19 protein-coding genes are annotated in these 22,170 nt (G+C 69.5%); 10 read left to right on the top strand and 9 right to left on the bottom strand.

All coding sequences use genetic code 11. From position 1 onward, the window contains the following. Positions 1 to 45: 45 nt before the first annotated feature. From AC3WTD_RS00095 to AC3WTD_RS00075, 5 genes are all read right to left on the bottom strand, one after another. Positions 46 to 1,425, bottom strand: a complete 1,380-nt coding sequence (locus tag AC3WTD_RS00095; protein ID WP_492612638.1) for an AMP-binding protein — start codon at positions 1,423 to 1,425, stop codon at positions 46 to 48. Between the two features lie 131 nt (positions 1,426 to 1,556). Beyond that, positions 1,557 to 2,129 (bottom strand): L-threonylcarbamoyladenylate synthase type 1 TsaC, encoded by a 573-nt coding sequence (tsaC, locus tag AC3WTD_RS00090; protein ID WP_492612637.1) that lies wholly within the window; start codon positions 2,127 to 2,129, stop codon positions 1,557 to 1,559. Next, positions 2,130 to 4,613, bottom strand: a complete 2,484-nt coding sequence (locus AC3WTD_RS00085) for a DNA topoisomerase I (protein WP_492612636.1) — start codon at positions 4,611 to 4,613, stop codon at positions 2,130 to 2,132. A gap of 123 nt (positions 4,614 to 4,736) precedes the next feature. Then, positions 4,737 to 5,909, bottom strand: a complete 1,173-nt coding sequence (gene dprA / locus AC3WTD_RS00080; protein WP_081666640.1) for a DNA-processing protein DprA — start codon at positions 5,907 to 5,909, stop codon at positions 4,737 to 4,739. A gap of 92 nt (positions 5,910 to 6,001) precedes the next feature. After that, the gene (locus tag AC3WTD_RS00075; RefSeq protein WP_027493255.1) at positions 6,002 to 7,123 is read right to left on the bottom strand and encodes a LysM peptidoglycan-binding domain-containing protein; all 1,122 of its coding nucleotides are present in this window, start codon (positions 7,121 to 7,123) and stop codon (positions 6,002 to 6,004) included. 189 nt (positions 7,124 to 7,312) lie between these two features. Here AC3WTD_RS00075 and def point away from each other — a divergent pair, with 189 nt between their 5' ends. From def to AC3WTD_RS00045, 6 genes are all read left to right on the top strand, one after another. After that, positions 7,313 to 7,822 carry a peptide deformylase gene (def, locus tag AC3WTD_RS00070; RefSeq protein ID WP_492612635.1) on the top strand — a complete coding sequence of 170 codons (510 nt, stop codon included), beginning with the start codon at positions 7,313 to 7,315 and terminating at the stop codon, positions 7,820 to 7,822. After that, entirely contained in the window at positions 7,819 to 8,793 is a 975-nt protein-coding gene (gene fmt / locus AC3WTD_RS00065) for a methionyl-tRNA formyltransferase (protein WP_492612634.1), read from the top strand. The genes def and fmt overlap by 4 nt, the downstream gene beginning before the upstream one ends. Further along, entirely contained in the window at positions 8,790 to 10,091 is a 1,302-nt protein-coding gene (gene rsmB, locus AC3WTD_RS00060; RefSeq protein WP_492612633.1) for a 16S rRNA (cytosine(967)-C(5))-methyltransferase RsmB, read from the top strand. Before fmt ends, rsmB begins: the two co-directional genes overlap by 4 nt. A gap of 74 nt (positions 10,092 to 10,165) precedes the next feature. Then, complete coding sequence (locus AC3WTD_RS00055) at positions 10,166 to 11,881, top strand: ArnT family glycosyltransferase (RefSeq protein WP_492612632.1); 1,716 nt, start codon at positions 10,166 to 10,168, stop codon at positions 11,879 to 11,881. Between the two features lie 312 nt (positions 11,882 to 12,193). Next, on the top strand, positions 12,194 to 13,447 hold the full coding sequence (locus AC3WTD_RS00050) for an O-antigen ligase family protein (protein WP_492612631.1): 1,254 nt from the start codon (positions 12,194 to 12,196) through the stop codon (positions 13,445 to 13,447). A gap of 5 nt (positions 13,448 to 13,452) precedes the next feature. Beyond that, the gene (locus AC3WTD_RS00045; RefSeq protein ID WP_027493249.1) at positions 13,453 to 14,454 is read left to right on the top strand and encodes a glycosyltransferase; all 1,002 of its coding nucleotides are present in this window, start codon (positions 13,453 to 13,455) and stop codon (positions 14,452 to 14,454) included. Here the strand turns inward: AC3WTD_RS00045 and AC3WTD_RS00040 are convergent. The 3 genes from AC3WTD_RS00040 to AC3WTD_RS00030 are packed head-to-tail and all read right to left on the bottom strand — an operon-like array spanning position 14,442 to position 17,177. Beyond that, positions 14,442 to 15,281, bottom strand: a complete 840-nt coding sequence (locus AC3WTD_RS00040) for a glycosyltransferase family 2 protein (RefSeq protein ID WP_027493248.1) — start codon at positions 15,279 to 15,281, stop codon at positions 14,442 to 14,444. The two genes, AC3WTD_RS00045 and AC3WTD_RS00040, sit on opposite strands and share 13 nt — an antisense overlap. A 10-nt stretch (positions 15,282 to 15,291) precedes the next feature. Then, complete coding sequence (locus AC3WTD_RS00035; RefSeq protein WP_492612630.1) at positions 15,292 to 16,230, bottom strand: glycosyltransferase family 2 protein; 939 nt, start codon at positions 16,228 to 16,230, stop codon at positions 15,292 to 15,294. Next, positions 16,227 to 17,177 (bottom strand): UDP-glucuronic acid decarboxylase family protein, encoded by a 951-nt coding sequence (locus AC3WTD_RS00030; protein ID WP_492612629.1) that lies wholly within the window; start codon positions 17,175 to 17,177, stop codon positions 16,227 to 16,229. Before AC3WTD_RS00030 ends, AC3WTD_RS00035 begins: the two co-directional genes overlap by 4 nt. Before the next feature lie 172 nt (positions 17,178 to 17,349). Here AC3WTD_RS00030 and AC3WTD_RS00025 point away from each other — a divergent pair, with 172 nt between their 5' ends. The 4 genes from AC3WTD_RS00025 to AC3WTD_RS00010 all read left to right on the top strand — a co-directional run bounded on the left by AC3WTD_RS00025 (position 17,350) and on the right by AC3WTD_RS00010 (position 21,514). Then, complete coding sequence (locus AC3WTD_RS00025) at positions 17,350 to 18,165, top strand: glycosyltransferase family 2 protein (RefSeq protein WP_027493245.1); 816 nt, start codon at positions 17,350 to 17,352, stop codon at positions 18,163 to 18,165. Positions 18,166 to 18,340: 175 nt separating this feature from the next. Continuing rightward, positions 18,341 to 19,372, top strand: coding sequence for a CDP-glycerol glycerophosphotransferase family protein (locus AC3WTD_RS00020; RefSeq protein WP_027493244.1), 1,032 nt, complete (start codon positions 18,341 to 18,343; stop codon positions 19,370 to 19,372). A gap of 85 nt (positions 19,373 to 19,457) precedes the next feature. After that, complete coding sequence (locus AC3WTD_RS00015) at positions 19,458 to 21,197, top strand: ArnT family glycosyltransferase (protein WP_492612628.1); 1,740 nt, start codon at positions 19,458 to 19,460, stop codon at positions 21,195 to 21,197. Beyond that, positions 21,194 to 21,514 carry a hypothetical protein gene (locus tag AC3WTD_RS00010; RefSeq protein WP_492612627.1) on the top strand — a complete coding sequence of 107 codons (321 nt, stop codon included), beginning with the start codon at positions 21,194 to 21,196 and terminating at the stop codon, positions 21,512 to 21,514. The genes AC3WTD_RS00015 and AC3WTD_RS00010 overlap by 4 nt, the downstream gene beginning before the upstream one ends. Before the next feature lie 122 nt (positions 21,515 to 21,636). Here the strand turns inward: AC3WTD_RS00010 and AC3WTD_RS00005 are convergent, their stop codons facing one another. After that, positions 21,637 to 22,071: a response regulator gene (locus AC3WTD_RS00005; protein WP_492612626.1), complete on the bottom strand. Its 435-nt coding sequence runs from the start codon at positions 22,069 to 22,071 to the stop codon at positions 21,637 to 21,639. Positions 22,072 to 22,170: the final 99 nt, after the last annotated feature.

Raw genomic sequence — 22,170 nt, 5'->3', positions numbered from 1 at the left:
CAGCCGACGGCAGCGAAGCCGCACGCCCTGGCGCGGGCCGACGGCTCATTCATCGTCGTGCTGGCCAAGCAGCGCCAGCAGCGCCGCGCGTGGCAGCTTGCCGGTCTCGTTGCGCGGCAGCGCCTCGACCAGTTTCAGCGGGCGCGGCAGGAACAGCGGGTCGATCGCGCGGCGCAATGCATCGAGGATGGCGTGTTCGTCCAGCCCCGGCGCCACCGCCAGCGCGGCGATGCGGTGCACGCCCAGCGCGTCGCCGCCGCCGAGCTGGAACACCGCGCCGTCGCGCACGCCCGGGATGGCCAGCAGGCGCCGGGTGAGGTCGGCCAGCGAGGCACGCTTGCCGGCGATCTCCAGCAGGTCGGCGTGGCGGCCACACAGGCGGAAGCGGCGGCCGCCGTCGGACAGGCTCACGATGTCGGCCAGCGCCACCGGCGCGTCCAGCTGCGGCGCCTGCACCAGCGTGCCGTCCGGCTGCGGGTGCAGGCTGGCACCGTCGTACAGCGACCAGCCCTCGTCCACGGCGGGGCGGCGGCTGGCGAACACGCAGGTCTCGGTGGAACCGAACACCTCCAGCAGCGGTGCGCCGAAGCGCTGCTCGGCGGTGCGCGCCAGTTGCGCCGGCAGCGGCGCCGTGGCCGACAGCAGCGCGGCGACCGGCGGCAGCGCAATGCCCGACTCGACCAGCGCGCGCAGGTGCACCGGGGTGGTCACCAGCACGCGCGGCGCCGGCAGCTCGGCCAGCGCGGCGGCCACGTCGGCCGGGAAGAACGGCCTCCCGGCATGCACGCCGACACCACCCAGCAGCGGCAGCAGCACCGACATCTCCATGCCGTACATGTGCTGTGGCGGCACCGTGGCGACGATCCCGAAACGCGGCCCGGCCAGCGCGCGCAGCCGCGCCAGGTTGCCGGCGTTGCTGGCGTGGAAGCTGGCCCAGCTCTTCGGGTTCGCGCCAGGCGTGCCGGTGGAGCCGGAGGTGTAGCCGATCGCCACCACCTGCCCGGCCGGGAGCGTCGGCCAGGGCGCGGCGGGTTCCCTTGCCGCGGCGCCATCCAGCGGCGACAGCTGCCGGTAGCCGCGCGGGGCCGGGTCGAGCGCCTGCTCACCCAGCGCATAGCAGCCCGGGTGCGCCGCCATCACCTCGTCCACCGCCTGCGGCGCACGCGACGACGGCAGCAGGTTGGCCTGGCCGCGCAGCGCGATGGCGCAGAACGCGACCAGGAACGCATAGCGGTCCTCGCACAGGTTCACCGCGGCGGCGGCAGTCGGCAGGGTCGCCGCCACCGCCTGCACCTGCGCCAGGAAGCGCGCTGCGCTTACCGCTGCGCCGTGGCGCCAGGCCACCACCCGCGCCGGGTCGTCCGCGCCGAGCAGCGGCAACCGCAGCGGCGCCTCGCGCTGGTAGGTGTCGTAAACGATGGCCAAGTGCGGTCTCCTGATCCTCGGTGCGTCACGCCCGGCAGCATCGCGCCGCACGGCGAACGGCGGCATGAACGGCCATCGCCGACATCCCACTCCGGTTCAGCTGATGCATGACCGGCACGCCCCCTGAACGTTCAGGCGCGGATGATAGCGCCCGACAGCGCATCGCGGATCACCGTGGGACTGGCCTGGCCGCCCAGCGGGGCGTCCAGCAGGCCATCCAGCGCGTCGCCGAAGTAGTCCGCCACGGTCTGCGCACTGCGCGCCGGCGGCTGACCGTGCGGGTTGGCGCTGGTCGACACCAGCGCGCCGCCGAACACGCGGCACAGCGCGGCGGCGGGCCCGTGTGCGGTGACCCGCAAGGCGATGCCGGCATGCGCGCCGGCAACCCAGGCCGGCACCTCGGCCGAGCGCGGGAAGATCCAGGTGTACGGGCCGGGCCAGCTCGCGCGCACCTCGCGCAGCACCTCGTCCGGCACCGCGCCAAGTTCGATGTAGCGCTCGACCTGGGCGAAATCGGCGGCGATCAGCAGCACGCCCTGGGTCGCCGGACGCTGCTTCAGGGCAAACACGCGCTCGAACGCGGCGCGGTCGTGCGGGTCGCAGCCGAGGCCGAACACCGCCTCGGTGGGATAGGCCAGCACGCCGCCGCCGTGCAGCAGCGCGACGGCGCCGTCGAGTTCGGCGAGGGTGAAGCGCTGCGGCACTCAGGCCCCGGCCTTGCCCTTCGCAGGCTTCCTTACGGCGGCCTTCTTGGTCGCGGTCTTCTTTGCTGCCGTCTTCTTCGCCGGGGTCTTCTTGACGGCAGCCTTCTTCACCGCCGCCTTCTTCGCCGGCGCGGCGTTCTTCACGGCCGTCTTCCTGGCCGCCGTCTTCTTGCCGAAGCGGCCCTTGCGCACCGGCGCCGCAGCCAGCAGTTCCAGGCACTGCGCCTCGGTCAGCTCCTTCGGCTCCTGTTCCTTCGGGATGCGCGCGTTTTTCTCGCCGTCGGTGATATAGGCACCGTAGCGGCCGTTCAGCACCTGCACGCCGTTGCCGAAATCGAGGATGACGCGGTTGGCCAGCATCTCCAGCTTGTCCTGCACGATCTGCAGCGCGCGCGGCAATTCGATCGTGTACGGATCGTCCTCGGGCTTCAGCGAGGCATAGGTGCCGCCCTGCTTGACGAACGGGCCGAAGCGGCCGATCGCCACGCTGACTTCCTCGCCATTCGGCGCGCTGCCCAGCTGGCGCGGCAGCTTGAACAGCTCCAGCGCCTCGGCCAGGGTGATCGTGTGCATGCTCTGGCCGGGCCGCAACGAGGCGAACTGCGGCTTGTCCTCGTCGTCCTTGGTGCCGATCGCTGCATACGGCCCGAACCGGCCCAGCCGCACCGATACCGGCTTGCCGCTCTTCGGGTCACTGCCCAGCTCGCGCGCGCCGGTCGCCTCGCTGCGGTCGACCGATTCGGTCTTCTCGTCCACCTGCTGCTTGAACGGCTGCCAGAAGCGCTCCATCAGCGGCACCCAGGCTTCCTCGCCGCGGCTGACCGCATCGAGTTCGTCTTCCATCTTCGCGGTGAAGTCGTAATCGACGTAGCGGGTGAAGTGCTGGGTAAGGAACTTGCTGACCGCGCGACCGACGTCGCTGGGCTTGAAGCGGCGGCTGTCGAGGAAGACGTACTCGCGGTTCTGCAGCACCTGGATGATGCTGGCATAGGTCGACGGACGGCCGATGCCGTATTCCTCCAGCGTCTTGACCAGGCTCGCCTCGGAGTAGCGCGGCGGCGGCTCGGTGAAGTGCTGGTCGGCGGCGATGTCGTGCAGCGGCACCTGCTCGTCCACCGCCAGGCGCGGCAGCCGGCGCCCCTCGTCGTCGTCCTCGGCGCCCTTCTGGTCGCGGCCCTCCTCGTACACGGCGAGGAAGCCGGGATCGACCACGGTGGTGCCGCTGGCGCGGAACGCGGCGTCGCCGCCGGCCACGCCGCGCACGGCGAATTCGGCGGTGACCGTGTTCAGGGTGGCATGGATCATCTGGCAGGCGACGGTGCGCTTCCAGATCAGTTCATACAGCTTGCGCTGGTCGTCGTTGAGGAAGGACGCCACCGATTTCGGCGTATGCATGGCCGAGGTCGGGCGGATCGCCTCGTGCGCTTCCTGTGCGTTCTTCGACTTGGTCTTGTACACCTGCGGCGCATCCGGCAGCGCCTGGCTGCCGAAGTCGCGGGCGATCAGCTGGCGCAGTTCGGCCACCGCGTCGTCGCCGAGCATGGTGGAGTCGGTACGCATGTAGGTGATCAGGCCGACGTTGCCTTCGCTGCCCAGCGCCACGCCCTCGTACAGGCCCTGCGCCACCTTCATCGTGCGGCTGGTGGTGAAGCCGAGCTTGCGTGCCGCTTCCTGCTGCAGGGTGGAGGTGGTGAACGGCGCGGCCGGACGGCGCTTGCGCTCCTTCGAGCTGACCTCGCTGACCGTGAGGCGGCCGCGCGCAGCCTGCTTCAGCGCGTCGCGGGCGGCCAGTGCGTCGGCCTCGCTGGTGAGGTCGAACTGCTCGAACTTCTTGCCGTTGAGCCTGGACAGGCGCGCCGTGAAGTCGCCTTCGGCGTGCTTGAGCTGGGCTTCGATGGTCCAGTACTCGCGCGCCTTGAACGCCTCGATCTCTTCCTCGCGCTCGACGATCATGCGCAGCGCCGGCGACTGCACGCGGCCGGCGGACAGCCCGCGCTGCACCTTGCGCCACAGCACCGGCGACAGGTTGAAGCCGACCAGGTAGTCCAGCGCGCGCCGCGCCTGCTGGGCGTCGACCAGGTCGTGCGAGAGCTGCCGCGGCGCGGCCACCGCGGCCTTGATCGCTTTCGGCGTGATCTCGGAGAACACCACGCGGTGCATCTGCTTGCCTTTGACCAGACCGCGCTGCTTGAGGATCTCGCTGATGTGCCAGCTGATCGCCTCGCCTTCGCGGTCCAAGTCGGTCGCCAGATAGATGTCGTCGGCCAGCTTGGCCGCCTTGGCGATCGCGTCGACGTGCTTCTCGTTGCGCTCGATGACCTCGTAGGCCATCGCGAAACCGTGCTCGGTGTCGACTGCGCCCTCCTTCGGCTTCAGGTCGCGCACGTGGCCATAGGAGGCGAGGACCTGAAAGTCCTTGCCAAGGTATTTGTTGATCGTCTTGGCCTTGGCCGGTGATTCGACGATGAGCAGGTTTTTTGCCATGAAGCTGGATATCCGAAAGTGAATCACCGGCGCTTCCGTGCCGGGCATATATATATAGTTGAAACCATGCCGCGCCAACGACTGTCAAGCCCGGTACCCCCGCAAACAGCGCCCGATGGCGACTCAGCCGCCGGGCAATTGCTGGTAGCGGTTACCCGGCAGGCTCGCCACCCTCGCCTCCAGTTCCAGCATCAGCAGCATCGAGGAAAGTGCAGCAGCGGACTGCCCGGTACGTTGCACAAGTTCGTCCAATGTCGCTGGTTCATGGCCAAGTTCGGTCAAAAGCCAACGATACCCGGGGTCGCCGTCGGCGCCGACAGGTGCGCTTGCCGCGTCGCCGCCCGCGATCCGCGACACGCCGGCCGCCGCACCGCCGGCTGCATCCAGCCGCGCGGCCAGTTCGCCGCCAAGCATGCGCGCTGCCGATGTCAATGTCTCGACAATTTCGGCGGCGGTCTCGACCAGCCGGGCGCCATCGCGGATCAGCCGGTGGCAGCCGCGGGCCAGCGGATGATGGATGGAACCGGGCAGCGCGAACACCTCGCGGCCCTGCTCGGCGGCCAGCCGGGCGGTGATCAGCGAGCCCGAACGCAGGCCAGCCTCGACCACCAGCGTGCCCAGCGCCAGTCCGGCAATGATCCGGTTGCGCCGCGGGAAGTGGTCCGGGCGCGCCGGCGTGCCGGGCGGGAACTCGCTGACCAGCGCGCCCTGCGCGGCCAGCCGCCGGGCCAGTGCATGGTGCTTGCGCGGGTACACCCGGTCCGCGCCGGTGCCGACCACCGCGAGCGTCTTCGCGCCGGCATCCAGCGCGGCCAGGTGGGCGGCGCCGTCGATGCCGTCGGCCATGCCGCTGGTGATGGCGAAACCGGCTTCGGCCAGCGCCAGCGCGAACGCGCGGGCATGCGTCAGGCCCACCGCACTGGCGCCGCGCGCGCCCACGATGGCCACCTGCGGATACAGCAGCAAGCCGGCGTCGCCGACCACGAACAGCACCGCCGGCGGCTGCGGGATGTGCTCCAGCTGCGGCGGAAAATCCGCCTCGGTACAGCGCAGCAGCCGATGCCCGGGTTCGGCCAGCCAGGTCAGGTCGGCGTCCAGTCGCGCCTCGTTCGGCCGCGCCAACCAAGCCTGCGCCAGCTCGTCCAGCCGCGCCGCGTCGCGACGCAACTGCGCCAGCGCGGCGCGGATGTCGCCGCCGGCCGCATCCAGCCGCTCGCGCAGGCCGCCCGGGCCGAGGCCGGGCGTGCGCAAGGCGATCAGCCAGGCGCGAAGTTCATCAGGATCGTCCATGCTCATGGCGGCAGTTTACGGAGCGGGCCGCAAAGGAAACGGCGCGGTGGAAGCCGCGCCGTCCCGTAGGCAGATGCCGCAACGCTGGTCGCAGGCTCTTATTCGGGCAGAACCAGACGGGAACCGACGTGCACCGGCCGCAGGCCGTCCATCACCAGGCCGTAGCTGACCCGGTCGAAGGTGCGGAACACCATCACGTGGCCGATGTACTCGTCGGGCAATTTGACCTTCTCGCCCACGCCACGCCGCCAGCTGTTGCTGGCCACGTCGTCGTGGATCGTCTCGCCGGGCTGCATCATCGTGTAGGTCTGGCCGTTGTCCACGCCGTCCTTCGCGCCGATCGACAACATGACCACCTGGCGCGACCCGGCCGCGTCCATCGCGTCGGCGAAGCCGATCACCTTGGCGTTGGCCGGCACCGACTTCGGCGCATGCGGGTAGTAGTAGGCGTCGTACGGCTTGTCGTCGATCGGCATGATGCGATCGCCGCTGCGGATCTCCTGGGTGGCGCCGAGCAGCAGCAGGGTCGCCGGGTCGCCGGTGCGCAGCGTCTCGGCGGTGCCGATCACGCTGACCTCGACGCCGAGGTCGTCGCCCTTGCCGTAGTGGCCGTCGTTGCGCGAATCCTCGCGCCACGGCGCGTTGACCATCGCCGCGTTGCTGTCCAGATCATGCGCGACCAGATCGGCGCTGGCCGCGTCGCCCTGATTGAAGCCGCGGAACACGTGGCTCGGCCGCACGATCGCCCAGCGCTGGCCCGGTTCGCCCTGCAGGCCGCGCACGTAGATGTTCTGGCCGACCGCGCCACGCAGGCGCGATTCCTCCAGGCCAACCACGTACGGCGCGGAGCTGACCGCCTTCGAGTCCATCACCCGCATGTCCTTGAGGAACATCCGCAACTCGGACAGCGGGATCGCAGGCACCGCTTCGCCTTCGCGATGCACGCTCGGCTGCAGGCCCAGGCGCGGCCCGTTGATGAAGGACAGGTTGAGCACGTCGCCGGGGTAGATCAGGTGCGGGTTGCGCACCTGCGGATTGGCCTGCCAGATTTCCGGCCACAGCCACGGCTTGGACAGGAACTTGGCGGAGATATCCCAGAGGGTGTCGCCCCGGCGCACGGTGTAGCTGTCGGGATGATCGGCCCGCAGTTGCGCACCGGCCGCATACACGGCCACGGTGACCAGCATGCCGGCCAGCAACACGATAATTTTCTTGATCATTGGCGGGAATCCCCCTTCCCCAGATGCTCGGTCGAGTGTAACCGAATGGTTAACGCTCGCAACAGGCGCGAGTTGGCAAAAATCGTCTGTACTCGGGCGTTTGCCGACGTACAATAAGATCCATTCTAGATGGCGCTTCGGGTGGCTTTTTACCAATTCGCCCGCACTTTCGGCGCCGAGGTGATCCCAATGTCCTTGTTGTCCATTCTTGAATTCCCCGACCCCCGACTGCGCACCCGCGCCACGCCGGTGACCGTGTTCGACGCCAAGCTGAAGCAGTTCGTCGCCGACCTGTTCGAAACCATGTACGCCGCCAACGGCGTCGGCCTCGCCGCCACCCAGGTCAACGTGCACCAGCGCGTGCTGGTGATCGACATGAGCGAGGAGCGCAACCAGCCGCTGGTGCTGATCAACGCCGAGATCGTCGAGAAGGATGGCGCACAGGTGTACCAGGAGGGCTGCCTGTCCTTCCCCGGCCTGTACGCCGACGTCACCCGTGCGCTGAGGGTGAAGGTGAAGGCGCAGGACACCGACGGCAGGGACTTCGTCTACGAGGCCGAAGGCCCGCTGGCGGTGGCCGTGCAGCACGAGATGGACCACCTGGAAGGCAAGGTGTTCGTCGACTACCTGTCGCCGCTGAAACGCAGCCTGCTGCTGAAGCGGCTGGAGAAGCATCGCAAGCAGGCGGCCAGCGCTTGAGCCCCCAGCCCCTGCGGCTGGTCTTTGCCGGCACCCCGGAATTCTCCGTGCCTTGTCTCGAAGCCTGCCGCGCCAGCGGCGCCGAGGTGGTGGCCGTCTATACCCAGCCCGACCGACCCGCCGGGCGCGGCCGCCAGCTCGCGCCCAGCCCGGTGAAGCAGGCCGCGCTGGCCGCCGGCATCGCGGTGGAGCAACCCGAATCGCTGAAGCCCGCCGAGGTGCAGCAACCCGAATCGCTGAAGCCCGCCGAGGTGCAGCAACGGCTCGCCGACTACTGCCCCGACCTGCTGGTGGTGGTGGCCTACGGCTTGATCCTGCCGCGCAAGGTGCTGGCGATCCCGCGGCTCGGCTGCTGGAACGTGCACGCCAGCCTGCTGCCGCGCTGGCGCGGCGCGGCGCCGATCCAGCGCGCGATCCTGGCCGGCGACGCCGAGAGCGGAGTCGACCTGATGCAGATGGAGGCGGGCCTGGACACCGGTCCGGTGCTGCTCGAACGACGCACCCCGATCGGCCGCGACGACACCGGCGGCTCGCTGCACGACCGCCTCTCCCTGCTGGGTGCGGAGGTACTGGCCGACGGCCTGCGCCGCACGCTGGCCGGCGAAGCACTGGTCGCCACGCCGCAGCCGGAAGCCGGCGTGACCTACGCGCACAAGCTGGACAAGGCCGAGGCGAAGCTCGACTTCAACCGTCCCGCGCTCGAGCTGGAACGCCAGGTGCGCGCGTTCGACCCGTGGCCGGTGGCCGAAGGCGAGATCGCCGGCGAACCGCTGCGGATCTGGGCCGCCCATGCGATCGAGGCGGATCACCACGCCGCCCTGGGCAGCGTGCTGGGCGCCAGCCGCGACGGCATCGACCTCGCCTGCGGGCACGGCGCGCTGCGCGTCACCGCGGTGCAGCGTGCCGGCGGCAAGCGCGTCGGTGCGATCGACTACCTCAACGCCCGCCCCGAACTGCGCCAGCGCCGATGAAGGCCGACACCCGCGCACTGGCCGCCAGGGGGCTTGCCGAGATCGCCCTGCGCGGCGCCTCGCTGCGCGAGGTGATGGAGCGCTCCGCGCCGCGGCTGCCCGACCCGCGCGACCGCGCCCTGCTGATGGCCCTGCTCAGCGAAGGCGCGCGCTGGTGGCTGCGTTTCGACCCCGCGGTCGACGACCTGCTGGAGAAATCCCTGCGCCACAAGGACCCGGCCGTGCACGCGCTGCTGGTGCTGGGTCTGGTCCAGCTGGAGATCCTCGAACTGCAGGACTACGCCGCGGTGGCCGCCACGGTCGAGGCGGTGCGTACGCTGAAGCGACCGCAGCTGGCCGGCCTGGTCAATGCCGTGCTGCGGCGCTGGCAGCGCGAGTGCGAAAGCCGGCTGGCGAAACTCGACGCCCGGCCGCAGACCCGCCACGCCCATCCGGCCTGGCTGGCCACCGCGCTCGAGCGCGACTGGCCGCAGCAGGCCGAGGCGGTAATGGCCGCCGACAACAACGAGCCGCTGCTGATGTTGCGGATCAACCGCCGGCGCAGCGAGCGCGAAACGCTGATCGCCCGACTGCAGGCCGCCGGTTACGCCGCGACTGCGCATCCCTGGCTAGCCGATGCGCTGGTGCTGCCGCACAGCAGCGACGTCACCCGCCTGCCCGGTTTCGACGACGGCCTGTTCGCGGTGCAGGATGGCGCCGCCCAAGTCGCCGCCGACCTCGCCGACCTGCACGACGGCCTGCGCGTGCTCGACGCCTGCGCCGCGCCCGGCGGCAAGGCCTGCCACCTGCTCGAACGCGCTGACATCGACCTGACCGCACTGGAATTCGACGCGTCGCGCGCCGAACGCATCCGTCAGAATCTGATGCGCCTGCGCCTGGACGCGAAGATCGTGACCGGCGATGCCGGCGCGCCAAAGGGCTGGTGGAACGGCCGGCCGTTCGAGCGCATCCTGCTCGACGCGCCGTGCTCGGCCAGCGGCGTGCTGCGCCGGCGGCCGGACGTGCGGTTGCACCGGCGCGAGAGCGACATCGCTGCGATGCAGGCGCAGCAGCGCCGTCTCCTCGCCGCGCTGTGGCCGCTGCTGGCGCCAGGCGGGCGGCTGCTGTACGTCACCTGCTCGGTGCTGCGCGCGGAGAACGAGGCGATTGTCGGCGAACTGCTGGCCGCGCAAGCCGATGCGCAGGCCGTGCCGTTCACCCTGCCGGTGGGTCAACCTGCCGCCGTCGGCTGGCAGATCCTGCCCGGCGACGGCGACCTCGACGGCATGTACTACGCCGTGCTGCAGAAGTCCCGCTAGGCAGCTTGCCAGCTTGGCAGGACCGCTGGCCGGGCTATGCTTGGCACTCCCCCAACCGCCGCCGACCCTCCCGCGTGAAGCCTTCCCTGTCCCAAGCGCGCCCGCTGTGGCTGCGCAGCGCCCGTTCGGAGCTGCTGCTGTTCGGCGTGTTCGCGCTGCTGCTGCTCGGCCTCGGCCTCGGCCTGCGCGACCCATGGCCGTCCGACGAGCCGCGCTTCGCGCTGGTGGCGCGGTGGATGGTCGAGCATGGCCAGTGGCTGTTCCCACACCGCGGCCACGAGCTGTACCCGGACAAGCCGCCGGTGTTCATGTGGCTGCAGGCGCTCAGCTACTACGTGATGCGCGACTGGCGCATCGCCTTCCTGCTGCCCTCGCTGCTCGCCGCACTCACCGCACTGGCGCTGGTCTACGATCTGGCGCGCCGGCTGTGGAACCACCGCAGCGCGCTGCTGGCCGCCGCCACGCTGCTGGTCACCATCCACTTCACCTACCAGATGCGCAACGCGCAGATCGACCCGCTGCTGCTGGGCTGGATGACGCTGGCCAATTACGGCCTGCTGCGCCACCTGCTGCTGGGGCCGTCGTGGCGCTGGTTCGCCGCGGGCTGCTTCTTCGCCGGGCTGGGCGTGGCGACCAAAGGCGTCGGCGTGCTGGCGCTCTTGATGCTGGTACCGTACCTGGTCGCGCGTCGCGGCCACTGGCGGCACCTGGCGCTGCCCGTCGGCGGTTGGCGCTGGGCCGGCGGGCTAGCGATGTTCTTCCTGCCGATTCTCGGCTGGCTGCTGCCGATGCTGCTGGTGGCGCACGCCGACGGCGACCCGCAGCACGCCGAGTACGTGCAGAACATCCTGTTCGGGCAGACCGTGCACCGCTACGCCACCCCCACCGGCCACCTCCACTCGCCGTTCTACTTCCTCGGCATCATCGTGGTCGACTGGCTGCCGCTGTCGCTGCTGTTGCCGTGGGCCATCCCGGCGTGGTGGCGGCGGCTGAAGCGGCGCGACGCGCGCCTGCTGCTGCCGCTGGGCTGGATCGTGCTGGTGCTGCTGTTCTTTTCGTTCAGTCCGGGCAAGCGCGACGTCTATATCCTGCCGGCGCTGCCGATGACCGCGCTGGCGCTGGCGCCGCTGCTGCCCAGCCTGCTGCGCCGGCGCGGCGTGCGCCTCGCGGTGTGCGCGCTGACCACGCTGCTGGCCGGCGGCCTGAGCATCGCCGCTGCGCTGGCGATCCATCGCCATCCGACCTGGGCGGTGAAGATCGAGCAGAGCCTCGACCCGCAAATCTGGTGGATGCTGCTGACCATCGGCGTGGCCGGCCTGGTCATCGTGGCGCTCACCCGGCTGCGCCGCGCGCCGCTGGGCTGGCTGCTGTTCGCCGGCGCGCTGTGGAGCGTGTACGGCCTGTGGGGCTACCCGATGCTCAACGGCGACCGCTCGGCGCGCGAGGTGATGGTGCAGGCACGCGCGATCGCCGGGCCGGACGCCACCATCGGCCTGCTCGCCTGGAAGGAGCAGAACCTGCTGATGGCACAAGGCCCGGTCGCCGAGTTCGGCTTCCTGAAACCCTGGCCGCAACAATATGCGGAGGCGATCGACTGGCTCCGGCAAGATCCTGCGCAGCGCTGGATCTTCAGCCTCGATGAGGCGATGGGCACGTGTGTGGATCGTCATCGCGCCACCTACGTGGGTCACGCCAACCGCCGCGAGTGGTGGATGTTCAAGGTGGATGCGGTGACGCCCGGCTGCGTACCCGGCATCGCCGCGGACCAGGAAGCGGACGACGCGCCCTGAAAGGTTGTGAGTTTTTCAACCTCGAAGCCCGGCCATGGATGGCCGGACGCGGATCGGGCACGCAAGTGCCTGATTCGCGTGAGCGAGTCCGGACATGTGCCGGACTCGCGACTGAAGAAAACCATAGGAGGTGGTTTTCTTCACAAGCCCTGAGCGGTGACGTACTTCGCAACTTCACGACATGCCCATGGAACGGCGCACATGGAAGATGAACCTACACGTTACGATGCAACGCGCGCATGCCGTGTCGAGGACGCTGGCCCGTTAGCATTATCAGACAGGGATTACACGTTGGTTCGACAGGTTTCTCGCGTGCGCGCTCAACCCGCTTCATGGCAGCTCTGGACCGTTTCGCTGCTGCTGGCAATCATGCCGCTGTGTTTCGCCGTATCCGGGCGCTTCAAGATCCTGCCGATGACCCTGCTGTTCGTGGTCGGCGTGGTCCTGCTAGTCACGCGGGCGGAGAGCCGGCAGGCCTGGCGACTGGCCTGGCCGGTCATCGCCGTCTGCGCGCTGCGCCTGCTGTATGACATCGGCAACTTCCTGGGCCACCGGCTCGACTGGTCCACCCTCGACCTGCCGGCGCAGACCGTGCTGTTCCTGGGCATCGCGGCCGTGTTCACCCTGCCGGTGAAGCAGCGGGTGGTCGCGATCGGCTTCAGCCTGACCGCCATGCTGCTGGGCGCGGCGAGCCTGTACCAGCGCTACGCGCTGGGCGTCGACCGCCCCTACGGATTGAACGGCGGTGACTGGGCCGCCGTCGAGTTTGCGATGTACCTGCTGGTGCTGGTGCTGCTGGCGATGCTGCAGGCGTTGCGGCCAGGGACCTCGCGCGGCGAGCGCTGGCTGCACGTCGCGGCCGTGGTGGTCGGCCTGTACGGCGCGGTACTGACCCAGAGCCGCGGCCCGCTGCTGTCGTTCGCTCCGGTCTACCTCGGACTGATGCTGTGGTACGCCATGCGTTCGCGGCATTGGCGCCGGGTGCTGCTGTTGTTCGCGGTGACCGTGATCGGCATGCTGGCGGTCACCGCCACGCTGCACCGGGAGATGGTCGAGCGGCTGACCGCCGTCCCGGTCCAGATCGCCAGTTTCGGCAACGGCGGCAGCGATGGCGGCGCCACGGCCGTCGGCGAACGGCTGGAGATGTGGCGTACGGCGTGGCAGGCATTCCGCGAGCACCCGCTGGCCGGCATCGGCCTGGACCAGTTCGGCGTCCGTGTGCGCGAGCAGGTGGCCATGGGCCAGGCCAGTCCGTTGATTGCCAAGTATGTGCACCCGCACAGCGAGTACCTTGAGTCGATGGTGGCCGGCGGCCTGCCCGCACTGCTGGTGCTGCTGCTGTTCCTCGCCGTGCCGCTGGGCTTTTTCGCCCGCCACCTCGGCCACCCGCAGGAGCCGGTCGCCGCAGCGGCCGCAGCCGGCGTGATGGTGATCGGCATGTACGTCCTGTGCGCGTTCGGCGACAACGTGTTCTATCGGGCCATGCCGCAATCGCTTTATCTGTTCCTGGTGTCGGGCCTGGCCGTCAGCATCGGCCGCCTGCGCTGCAGCGTCTCGTCCCGCTGACCCCCATGGCCCGCATCAATCTGCTTGCATGGGACAACCAGCGCGGCCTCAGCCACGACATCCGGCTGCTGTCTTCGGCCCTGGTCGCGCTGGGCCACCAGGTCCAGGTGACTCGGCTCGGCCCGCACCGGCATGACGGCCGCCGCAAGGCATGGCTGGCGCATGCGCGCATGTGGTGGCAACGACTGCGCCACGCCGATCGGCATGCTAAGCCCTACGACATCAACATCGCGCTGGAGCATGTGCGCCCGGACTGGTTCGGGCTGGCCCGGCTGAACCTGCTGGTGCCGAATCCGGAATGGCTGTCGTCGCGCAGCCAGCGCTACCTGACCCGCCACGACGCGATCCTGTGCAAGACCCGCCATGCCGTCGAGCTGTTCTCCGCCCGTGGTTGCCGCGCCCTGCACATCGGCTTCCGCAGCACCGATTGCCTGCAGCCGGAGATTCCGCGGCAACCGACCTTCCTGCACCTGGCCGGCGCCAGCCGGATGAAGGGCACGCAGCGGCTGCTGGCACTGTGGCAGCGGCATCCGGAATGGCCGCGGCTGCTGGTACTGCAGTCGCCGCGCACCGCCACCCCGCTGACCGGGCCGGTGCCGGACAACATCGAGCACCGGATCGGCTACCCAAGCGACGTGCGCGAGATCCGCCGGCTGCAGAACACCCACCTGTTTCACCTGTGCCTGTCGGAGACCGAGGGCTGGGGCCACTACCTGGTCGAGGCGATGAGCTGCGGCGCGGTGGTGCTCACCTGCAACGCACCGCCGATGAACGAACTGGTCACCCCGGCACGCGGCATCCTGATCGACGCGGGTGAAACCGGGCCATTCAACCTGAGCACCCTGCACCGCTTCGACGAGGCGGCGCTGGAGGCCGCCATCGAACGCCTGCTGGCGATGAGTGAAGCCGAACGCGCGGCGCTGGGCGCACAGGCGCGGGCCTGGTTCGAGTCGAACGAGGCGGGCTTCGCCGCGCAGCTGGACGCCGCCTTGCGTCAGCTCGGCTGAGCCGGTTGCGCGCGCAGGTCGGGCGGCGCATCGGCGAACTCGGCCAGATGCTGCTCGACGCCGCGCTCGCAACGCAGCAGCCGGCGCGAGCGCGTGTCGTCCACGATGCGGTCGTTCGGGTTGCCGACCACGTGCTTGCGGGTGGGGTGGTAGAGGTGGGTGGCCAGCGCGCTGAAGCGCAGCTCGCGCCGCAGCAGCCCGGCATGGAACGCGCGCAGCGCCAGCTCGGTATCCTCGCGACCCCAGCCGGTCATCGCCTCGTTGAAGCCGTTCAGGCGCAGCAGGTCGTCACGCCAGAACGCCATGTTGCAGCTCTTGATGCCGCGTTGCTTGGTGCCGGGCCTGGCATACCAGCGCGCCAGCCATGGCAGGCGCAGGGTGTGCCGGCGCCGCTCGATGCCGCGGCTGAAGAAGCCCGGCGTGGCTGCGCCGCGCTCCAGCATGCGCGCGGTGAGCGCGGCGTCGGTCAGCACGCGCGAACCCTGCACGAAGCAGCCGCGGCGCGCGAACGCCCGATGGTCGGCGACGAAGTGGCGCTCGGCGACCATGTCGCCGTCGAGCAGGATCACGTAGTCGCCCTGCGCAGCAGCGATCGCGCGGTTGCGTGCGCGGCTCATGCGCGCGCCGTCGTCGCTCTGCCACAGGTGCACCAGGCGCACCGGGTAGTCGACGGCCAGCCGCTCAAGCAGCTGGCGGGTTTCCTCGCGCGAGCCGTCGTCGGTGACGATCACCTCGTGCGGCAGCTCGCTCTGCGCGGCCAGCGCGCGCAGCACCCGTTCCAGTGCCGCTGGCCAGTTGTAGGTGATCACGGCAACGCTGATGCGCATGGCGACCCGCTCAGTCCGTCGCCGGCCGCGTGGCCGCGCCGGGCCGGCGCCGCTTGAGCGTCGACCACAGGATCGACGCGGCATGCTGCTGGTTGCGCAGCCACGAGCCGTGGCGCAGGCGCGCCAGCTTCGCGTAGTGCCGGGCCTCGCGCCAGGAGGGATCCGGCTTGGTGCGGAACTCGTGCTTGACGCTTTCCAGGCAACGCTCGTCCAGACCGATGCTGCGGGCGTAGATCCCGATCAGGCAGCGCGAGCGGAACCGGTTGAGGTAGGTCGTGGCCGGCGTCTGCCTGCCCCACCAGCCGTTGTTGCCATGGATGCGGTAATGCACCGCGCCGGTGCGCAGGTAGTACTTGTGCGCACCCAGCACGCTGGCGCCGAACACCAGGCAGTTGTCGGCGGACAGCCGCCAAGTCTGGCCCAGCTCCGCCGGCAGCTCCAGCGTGCGGCGCGCCCACAGCGCACGCATCGACAACGCCGAGGTGGGGGCGCCGTACCAGTGCATCAGCAAGTAAGTGCTGATCGCCGTGAAGCCGAGGTCGCGCGACTGCGCGGCGTAGCCCATCCAGCGCTGCTCGTCGCCGAACAGCTGCATGTCGGAGAACACGAAATCGACGTCGCGGCGGCTGTCGTAGAGCTCGCCGAGGCGCGCCAGGTAATCCGGCTCCCAGCGATCGTCGGCGTCGAGGAAGCAGATCACGTCCGCGCGGGCATGCGCCACGCCGCGCTGGAACGCCACCAGCTGGCCGCCGTTCTCGCCGCAGACCAGGGTGACCCGCGGATCGTGGCCGTAGCGCTCGCGCAGGTGGGCCGGCGTGCCGTCGGTGGAACCGTCGTCGACCACGATCACCTGCATCGGCGCGCGGCTCTGCGCCAGCGCGCTGTCGACCGCGGTGCCGACGAACGCACGGTAGTTGTAGCTGGTCACGACGACCGCGAAGCTGGTCATGCCGCAGCACCGTCCTGCAGCAGGCGGCGGAAATAGCCGATGGTTTCCTTCAGGCCATCCTCCAGCGCCACCGTCGGCTGCCAGCCGAGCTGCCCGCGCGCCACGCCGATGTCGGGCTGGCGCTGGCGCGGGTCGTCCGACGGCAACGGCCGGTACGCCAGTTTCGAGCGGCCGCCGACCAGGGCCAGCACCTTCTCGGCCAGCTCCAGCATGGTGTGCTCGACCGGGTTGCCGATGTTCACCGGGCCGGTGAAGCCGCGTTCGGATTCCATCATGCGCACGATCGCCTCGATCAGGTCGTCGACGTAGCAGAAGCTGCGCGTCTGGCTGCCGTCGCCGTAGATGGTGATGTCCTCGCCGCGCAACGCCTGCATGATGAAATTGCTCACCACCCGGCCATCGTTCGGATGCATGCGCGGGCCGTAGGTATTGAAGATGCGCACCACCTTGATGTCCAGCGCGTGCTGGCGGTGGTAGTCGAAGAACAGCGTCTCGGCGCAGCGCTTGCCCTCGTCGTAGCAGCTGCGGATGCCGATCGGATTGACCTTGCCCCAGTAGCCCTCGACCTGCGGGTGCACTTCCGGGTCGCCGTAGACCTCGCTGGTGGAGGCCTGCAGGATGCGCGCCTTCACCCGCTTGGCCAGGCCCAGCATGTTGATCGCGCCGTGCACGCTGGTCTTGGTGGTCTGCACCGGATCGTGCTGGTAGTGCACCGGCGAGGCCGGACAGGCCAAGTTGAAGATGCGCTCCACTTCCACGTACAGCGGGAAGGTCACGTCGTGGCGCATCAGCTCGAAGTACGGGTGGCTGAGCAGGTGCGCGACGTTGCGCTTGCTGCCGGTGAAGAAGTTGTCCACGCACAGCACGTCGTGGCCGTCGTGGAGCAGGCGATCGCACAGGTGCGAACCGAGGAAGCCGGCACCGCCGGTGACGAGGATCCGTTTCATGCGCTGCCGTTGGCTACCGTTGCGAGAAGAGGAAGGTGACGCCGGATCCGCGGTCGATCGGCGCATAGTGTCATGGATTCCCGCACAAGGATGCGACCGGCTTGGCCCGATGCACAACCCGTTCATGCCTCCGGCGCGCAGGCACAATCCCGGCTTCGGCTAGAATCCGCCCATGCCCACGTTCCCGCTGACCCTCGCCGTCATCACCCGCAACGAGGCCGGCAGCATCGCGCGCTGCCTGGACAGCGTGCCGTTCGCCGCCGAGAAGCTGGTGGTCGACTCCGGCAGCGACGACGACACGGTCGCGATCGCGCAGGCGCATGGCGCGCGCGTGGTGCACCAGGACTGGCTGGGTTTTGGCGCGCAGCGCAACTTTGCCAGCACGCAGTGCACGCACGACTGGATCCTGGTGCTGGACGCCGACGAATACCTCAGCCCGGCACTCGCCGCCGAGCTGGAACGCCGCTTGCCCGCGCTGATGGCCGGCGATGCGCCGGCGGCGTACCTGCGCCGACGCACGATCTACATGGGCCGGCCGATGCGCTGGTATCGGCCGAACGTGGGCGAGCAGCTGGCGCGGCTGTACCACCGCGACCGCGCGCGCTGGAGCGACGTGCGGGTGCACGAATCGCTGCGTTTCGAGGGCCGCGCGCCCACCTTCGACGCGCCGTTCGACCACGCCAACAACCCCACCCTGGCGCACAAGCAGCTCAAGGTGCTGCGCTACGCCGAACTGAAGTGCCGCGACTGGCTGGACCGGCGCAAGCCGGTGCGGATGTGGCAGGCGCCGTTCGTCTACGCGCTGGCCTTCCTCAAGGACTACCTGTTCCGGCTGGCCTGCCTGGACGGCTGGCGCGGCTTCCTGATCGCGCAGACCGCCGCCAGCTACGCGCTGTACAAGCGCATGCGCTACTACGAAATGGTCAACAACCCCAAATCGGTCGCGGACGCGACCGATTTATTGAACAAGCATCACCTGGATCGCTGAAGCACCGGTTCGCGACGCAGCATGCTCAAGCGAACCCGCCCGGCACCTTCGCCTCCTCTCCCTCCGGGAGAGGATTGTGACCGCAGGAAATCCCCCTGTGGGAAGGTGAGGGTGCGGGGCCTGCCATAACCTGCATTCTGTAACTCTTGCAATTCACACCGCTTCCGACTCGCCCATGTCTTTCAGAAAACACTACCTGCTCTACGGCTCCGAACGCTACGCGCTGGCCATCCTGCGCCCGCTGCAGGAAGCCATCCGCGCCCGCGGCGACGAGGCGGCCTGGTTCTTCGACGGCCCCGGCGCAGAGGACCTGGTCGCGGGCGAACGCCTGCTGAGCGTGGCCGAGGTACGCGCGTGGCAACCGCTCGCAGTGATCACCTCGTCCAACGCCGTGCCGCATTTCTTTCCCGGCGTGAAGGTGGAGACCTTCCACGGCTTCGACGCCGGCAAGCCACGCCATATCTACGTGCGCGGCTTCTTCGACCTGTACTGCACCACCGGCCCGCGCGACACCGCGCAGTTCCAGGCCATCGCGGACAAGGTCGGTCACTTCAGCGTGATCGAGACCGGCTTCCCCAAGCTCGACCCGTTCATGCAGGAGATCAGCGGCCCGCTGCCGCCGGTGCGCACGCCGCCGGTGATCCTGTACCACTCCACCTTCTCGCCCTCGTGGAGCGCGGCCGAGACGCTGTACGAGGAAGTGAAGCGGCTGTCGCGCGACGGCCGCTGGCGCTGGATCGTCACTTTCCACCCGAAGATGAACCCGGAGACCACGGCGAAGTTCAAGGCGCTGCAGAACGAGTACCTCACCTTCGCCGAGAACGACAACATCCTGGAGCTGTTCCCGCAGGTCGACATGATGTGCTCGGACACCTCCTCCGCACTCAACGAGTTCCTGCTCACCGGCAAGCCGGTGGTCACTTTCGACAACCGCCGGCCCGGCCCGCAGCTGATCGATATCCACGAGGCGAAGGACTTCGAGCCGGCGATCGAGCGCGCGCTGAGCCGCCCGCCGGAATTGATGGCAGCGATCCGCGCGTACGCCGACGCGATCCACCCCTACCGCGACGGCCACTCCAGCGAGCGTGTGCTGCAGGCGATCGACACCTTCATCGCCCGCGGCGCGAGGAATCGCCGGCGCAAGCCGCTGAACCTGTGGCGCAAGCTGAAGATCCGCCGGCGCATCGGCTACTGGGGGCCGGCCTGAACCGCCGGCCCCGCGCCGCTGGACTTGCCGTCGCCCCGCGCGGTCTAGAATCCGTCTTCCGCCCGCCATGAGCCTGCCCGTGTCCATGAGCCCTCCCTACAACCGTTCCGAACAACTGCGTGCGGTCTGGCCCTGGCTGCCGCTGTGGGCGGTGGTGGCGCTGCTGGCGATCTTCTCGCACGGGCCGATGCCGCTGTATTCCACCCGCACCCTGGCGGTGGCGTGGGAAATGTGGAACCAGGGCCACTGGCTGGTGCCGCACATCAACGGCCTGCCGTACAGCGAGAAGGCGCCGTTGCTGTTCTGGCTGATCCACGCCGGCTGGTTCGCCTTCGGCGTCAATGACGTCTGGCCGCGCGTGCTGGAGGTGCTGGTCGGCGGCACGCAACTGGTGCTGGTCTCACTGCTGGCCCGGCGGTTGTTCCCGCAGCGGCCGTGGATGGCCAAGGCGGCGCCGTGGATGCTGCTGGCGTTCGGCTACGCGTTCCTGTTCGGCCTGCAGATCATGTATGACGTACTGCTGGCGGTGTGGACGCTGGCCGCGCTGCTGTGCCTGACGCCGAAGGCGCAACGCAGCGAGCCGCGCTGGTTGTTGTTCGGCCTGTGCGTGGGTTTCGGGCTGCTGACCAAGGGCCCGGTGATGCTGCTGCACGTGGCCTTCCCCTGGCTGCTCGGTCCGCTGTGGAACGACTGGGCCGGCCAGCATCGCGCGCGCTGGTACGGCCGCGGCTTGCTGGCGCTGCTGCTCGGCGGCGCGATGCTGCTGGCCTGGGCGCTGCCGGCCGGCTACTCCGGCGGCGGGGCGTACCGGCAGCGGCTGTTCTTCACCCAGACCGCCGGCCGCGTGGTCGACAAGCTGGCCCAGGGCAAGGACCTGCAGAACCACGCTGAGCCGATCTGGTTCTACCTGCTGTGGCTGCCGGTGATGCTGTTCCCGTTCAGCGGCTGGCCGCGCGCCTGGCTGGCGGTGGCCGCGCTGCGCCGGCCGCTGGAAGCGGGTCTGCGCTTCGCGCTGTGCTGGCTGCTGCCCACCTTCCTCATGCTGTCGCTGATCAGCGGCAAGCAGTTGTACTACCCGCTGCCGGAACTCGGCGGCATCACCCTGCTGCTGGCCGGTGCGATCGCCGTGCTGCGCGAGCGCCGGCCGAACCTGGCCTACAACGGCTGGATCGGCACCTGGCCGCTGGGCGTGGGCGGCATCGCGTTTGCCGTGGCGCTGTTCCTGCTGCCGCTGCTGGTGGCGGGCAATCACCTGCATGGCGAGTGGGCCGACGCGGCGGCGCCGTACAGCCGCTACTTCAGCGTGGTGTTCCTGCTGCTGGGCGCACTGCTGCTGCTGCGCGGCCGCGGCGAGCTGCGCCGCCTGGCGGTGGCCGGGCTGATCGGCGTGCTGGCGCTCAACACGCTGTTCACGCTGACCCTGTGGCCGCGCTACGACCTGCGCCCCGCCGCGCGCCTGCTCGGCGCCGCCGACCAGGCCAACCAGGCGATCGCCTTCCTCGGCAATTACGAGGGCCAGTTCCATTTCGAGGGCCGGCTGACCCGGCCGATCACGGAACTACTGGGCAACCCGGTGGTGCAGAACCAGGCCGTGCAGGACTTCGCCCGCGCCCATCCCAACGGCCTGATCGTGCTGCACGTACACAGACCGGATGCGAACGACCTGCGCTACGCGCTGCTGGCGCAGCCATTCCGCTCGTCGTGGCTGGTGGTCTGGCCGGCCACCTCGCTGGCCGACCTGCGCGCCGGGCTGATCCCGCCGGAACCGGCCCAGCCGACCCGGATCTACCCGGCCGACGACTGGCGCTACCGCGTGCAGCCATGAGCGCGAACCTGATCGCCAACCTGCGCCAGCAATGCGGCGGCCCGCGCGACGGTGCGCTGCTGCGCTTCTCGCTGGGCAACGCGCTGCTGGCCGAAGGCGACGCCGGCGCGGCGGCCGACGAACTGCGCCGCGCGCTCGACTTCGACCCGACCTATTCGGCGGCGTGGAAACTGTTCGGCAAGGCCTGCCTGGCCAACGGCGACGCCGCGGCGGCCGCCGATGCCTGGCGCCGTGGCATCGCCGCGGCAGCCGCGCGCGGCGACAAGCAGGCCGAGAAGGAAATGGGCGTGTTCCTGCGGCGGCTAGAAAAGCCGTAGGCATCCGCGCCGGACCAAACACGGGCGATCCGCGGGAGCGCTGACGCCAATGCAGCCGTCATGGCGGTGTGGTCAGGTCCCGCCTTTTCACGATGTGCGGCGATTCGCGCATGAGCTTATGGTCAGCAGCTTGAGGCAGATGGCGAGAGGTTGAGTGCGCAACCGGCGCGCGTCGCACGCAAGATCCGCACTTCCGGCCCCAGGTCGTTGACGATCGGCACCTCGGCGGAGACCTGGCGCCGATCGCGGCGGATCAGCACCGACAGGCGGGCCAGCAGCTCCCTCGCCGCGAAGGGTCTTGCCAGGCAGTCGTCGGCGCCGATCCACAGGCCATCGATCCTGTCGTCGGTCGAGCCGCGCACACTCAGCATCAGCACGGGCGTGGCTATCCCGGCGTCCTTGCGCAGCTTGCGGCACAGCTCCACGCCGGCCAACCCAGGCAGCAGCATGTCGAGCACGATGGCACCGTAGTCGCCGACCATGGCCAGGTGCGACCCCGCACTCCCTCGCAGGCCCGATCGGCATGCAGCGACCATGAGTTCGCCTTCGATGTTCATGAAGCCGCCGCTCGCGCTGGCCGCACTGAGAGGGTGTCGACAAAACAATCAGCTTGCGAGTCTAGTGGCGAGGATACGCGCTTCGACTAACCAGACCCA

The sequence above is a fragment of the Rhodanobacter sp. FW106-PBR-R2A-1-15 genome (genome assembly GCF_058789735.1).
This window is presented reverse-complemented; position numbering and strand designations above follow the sequence as displayed.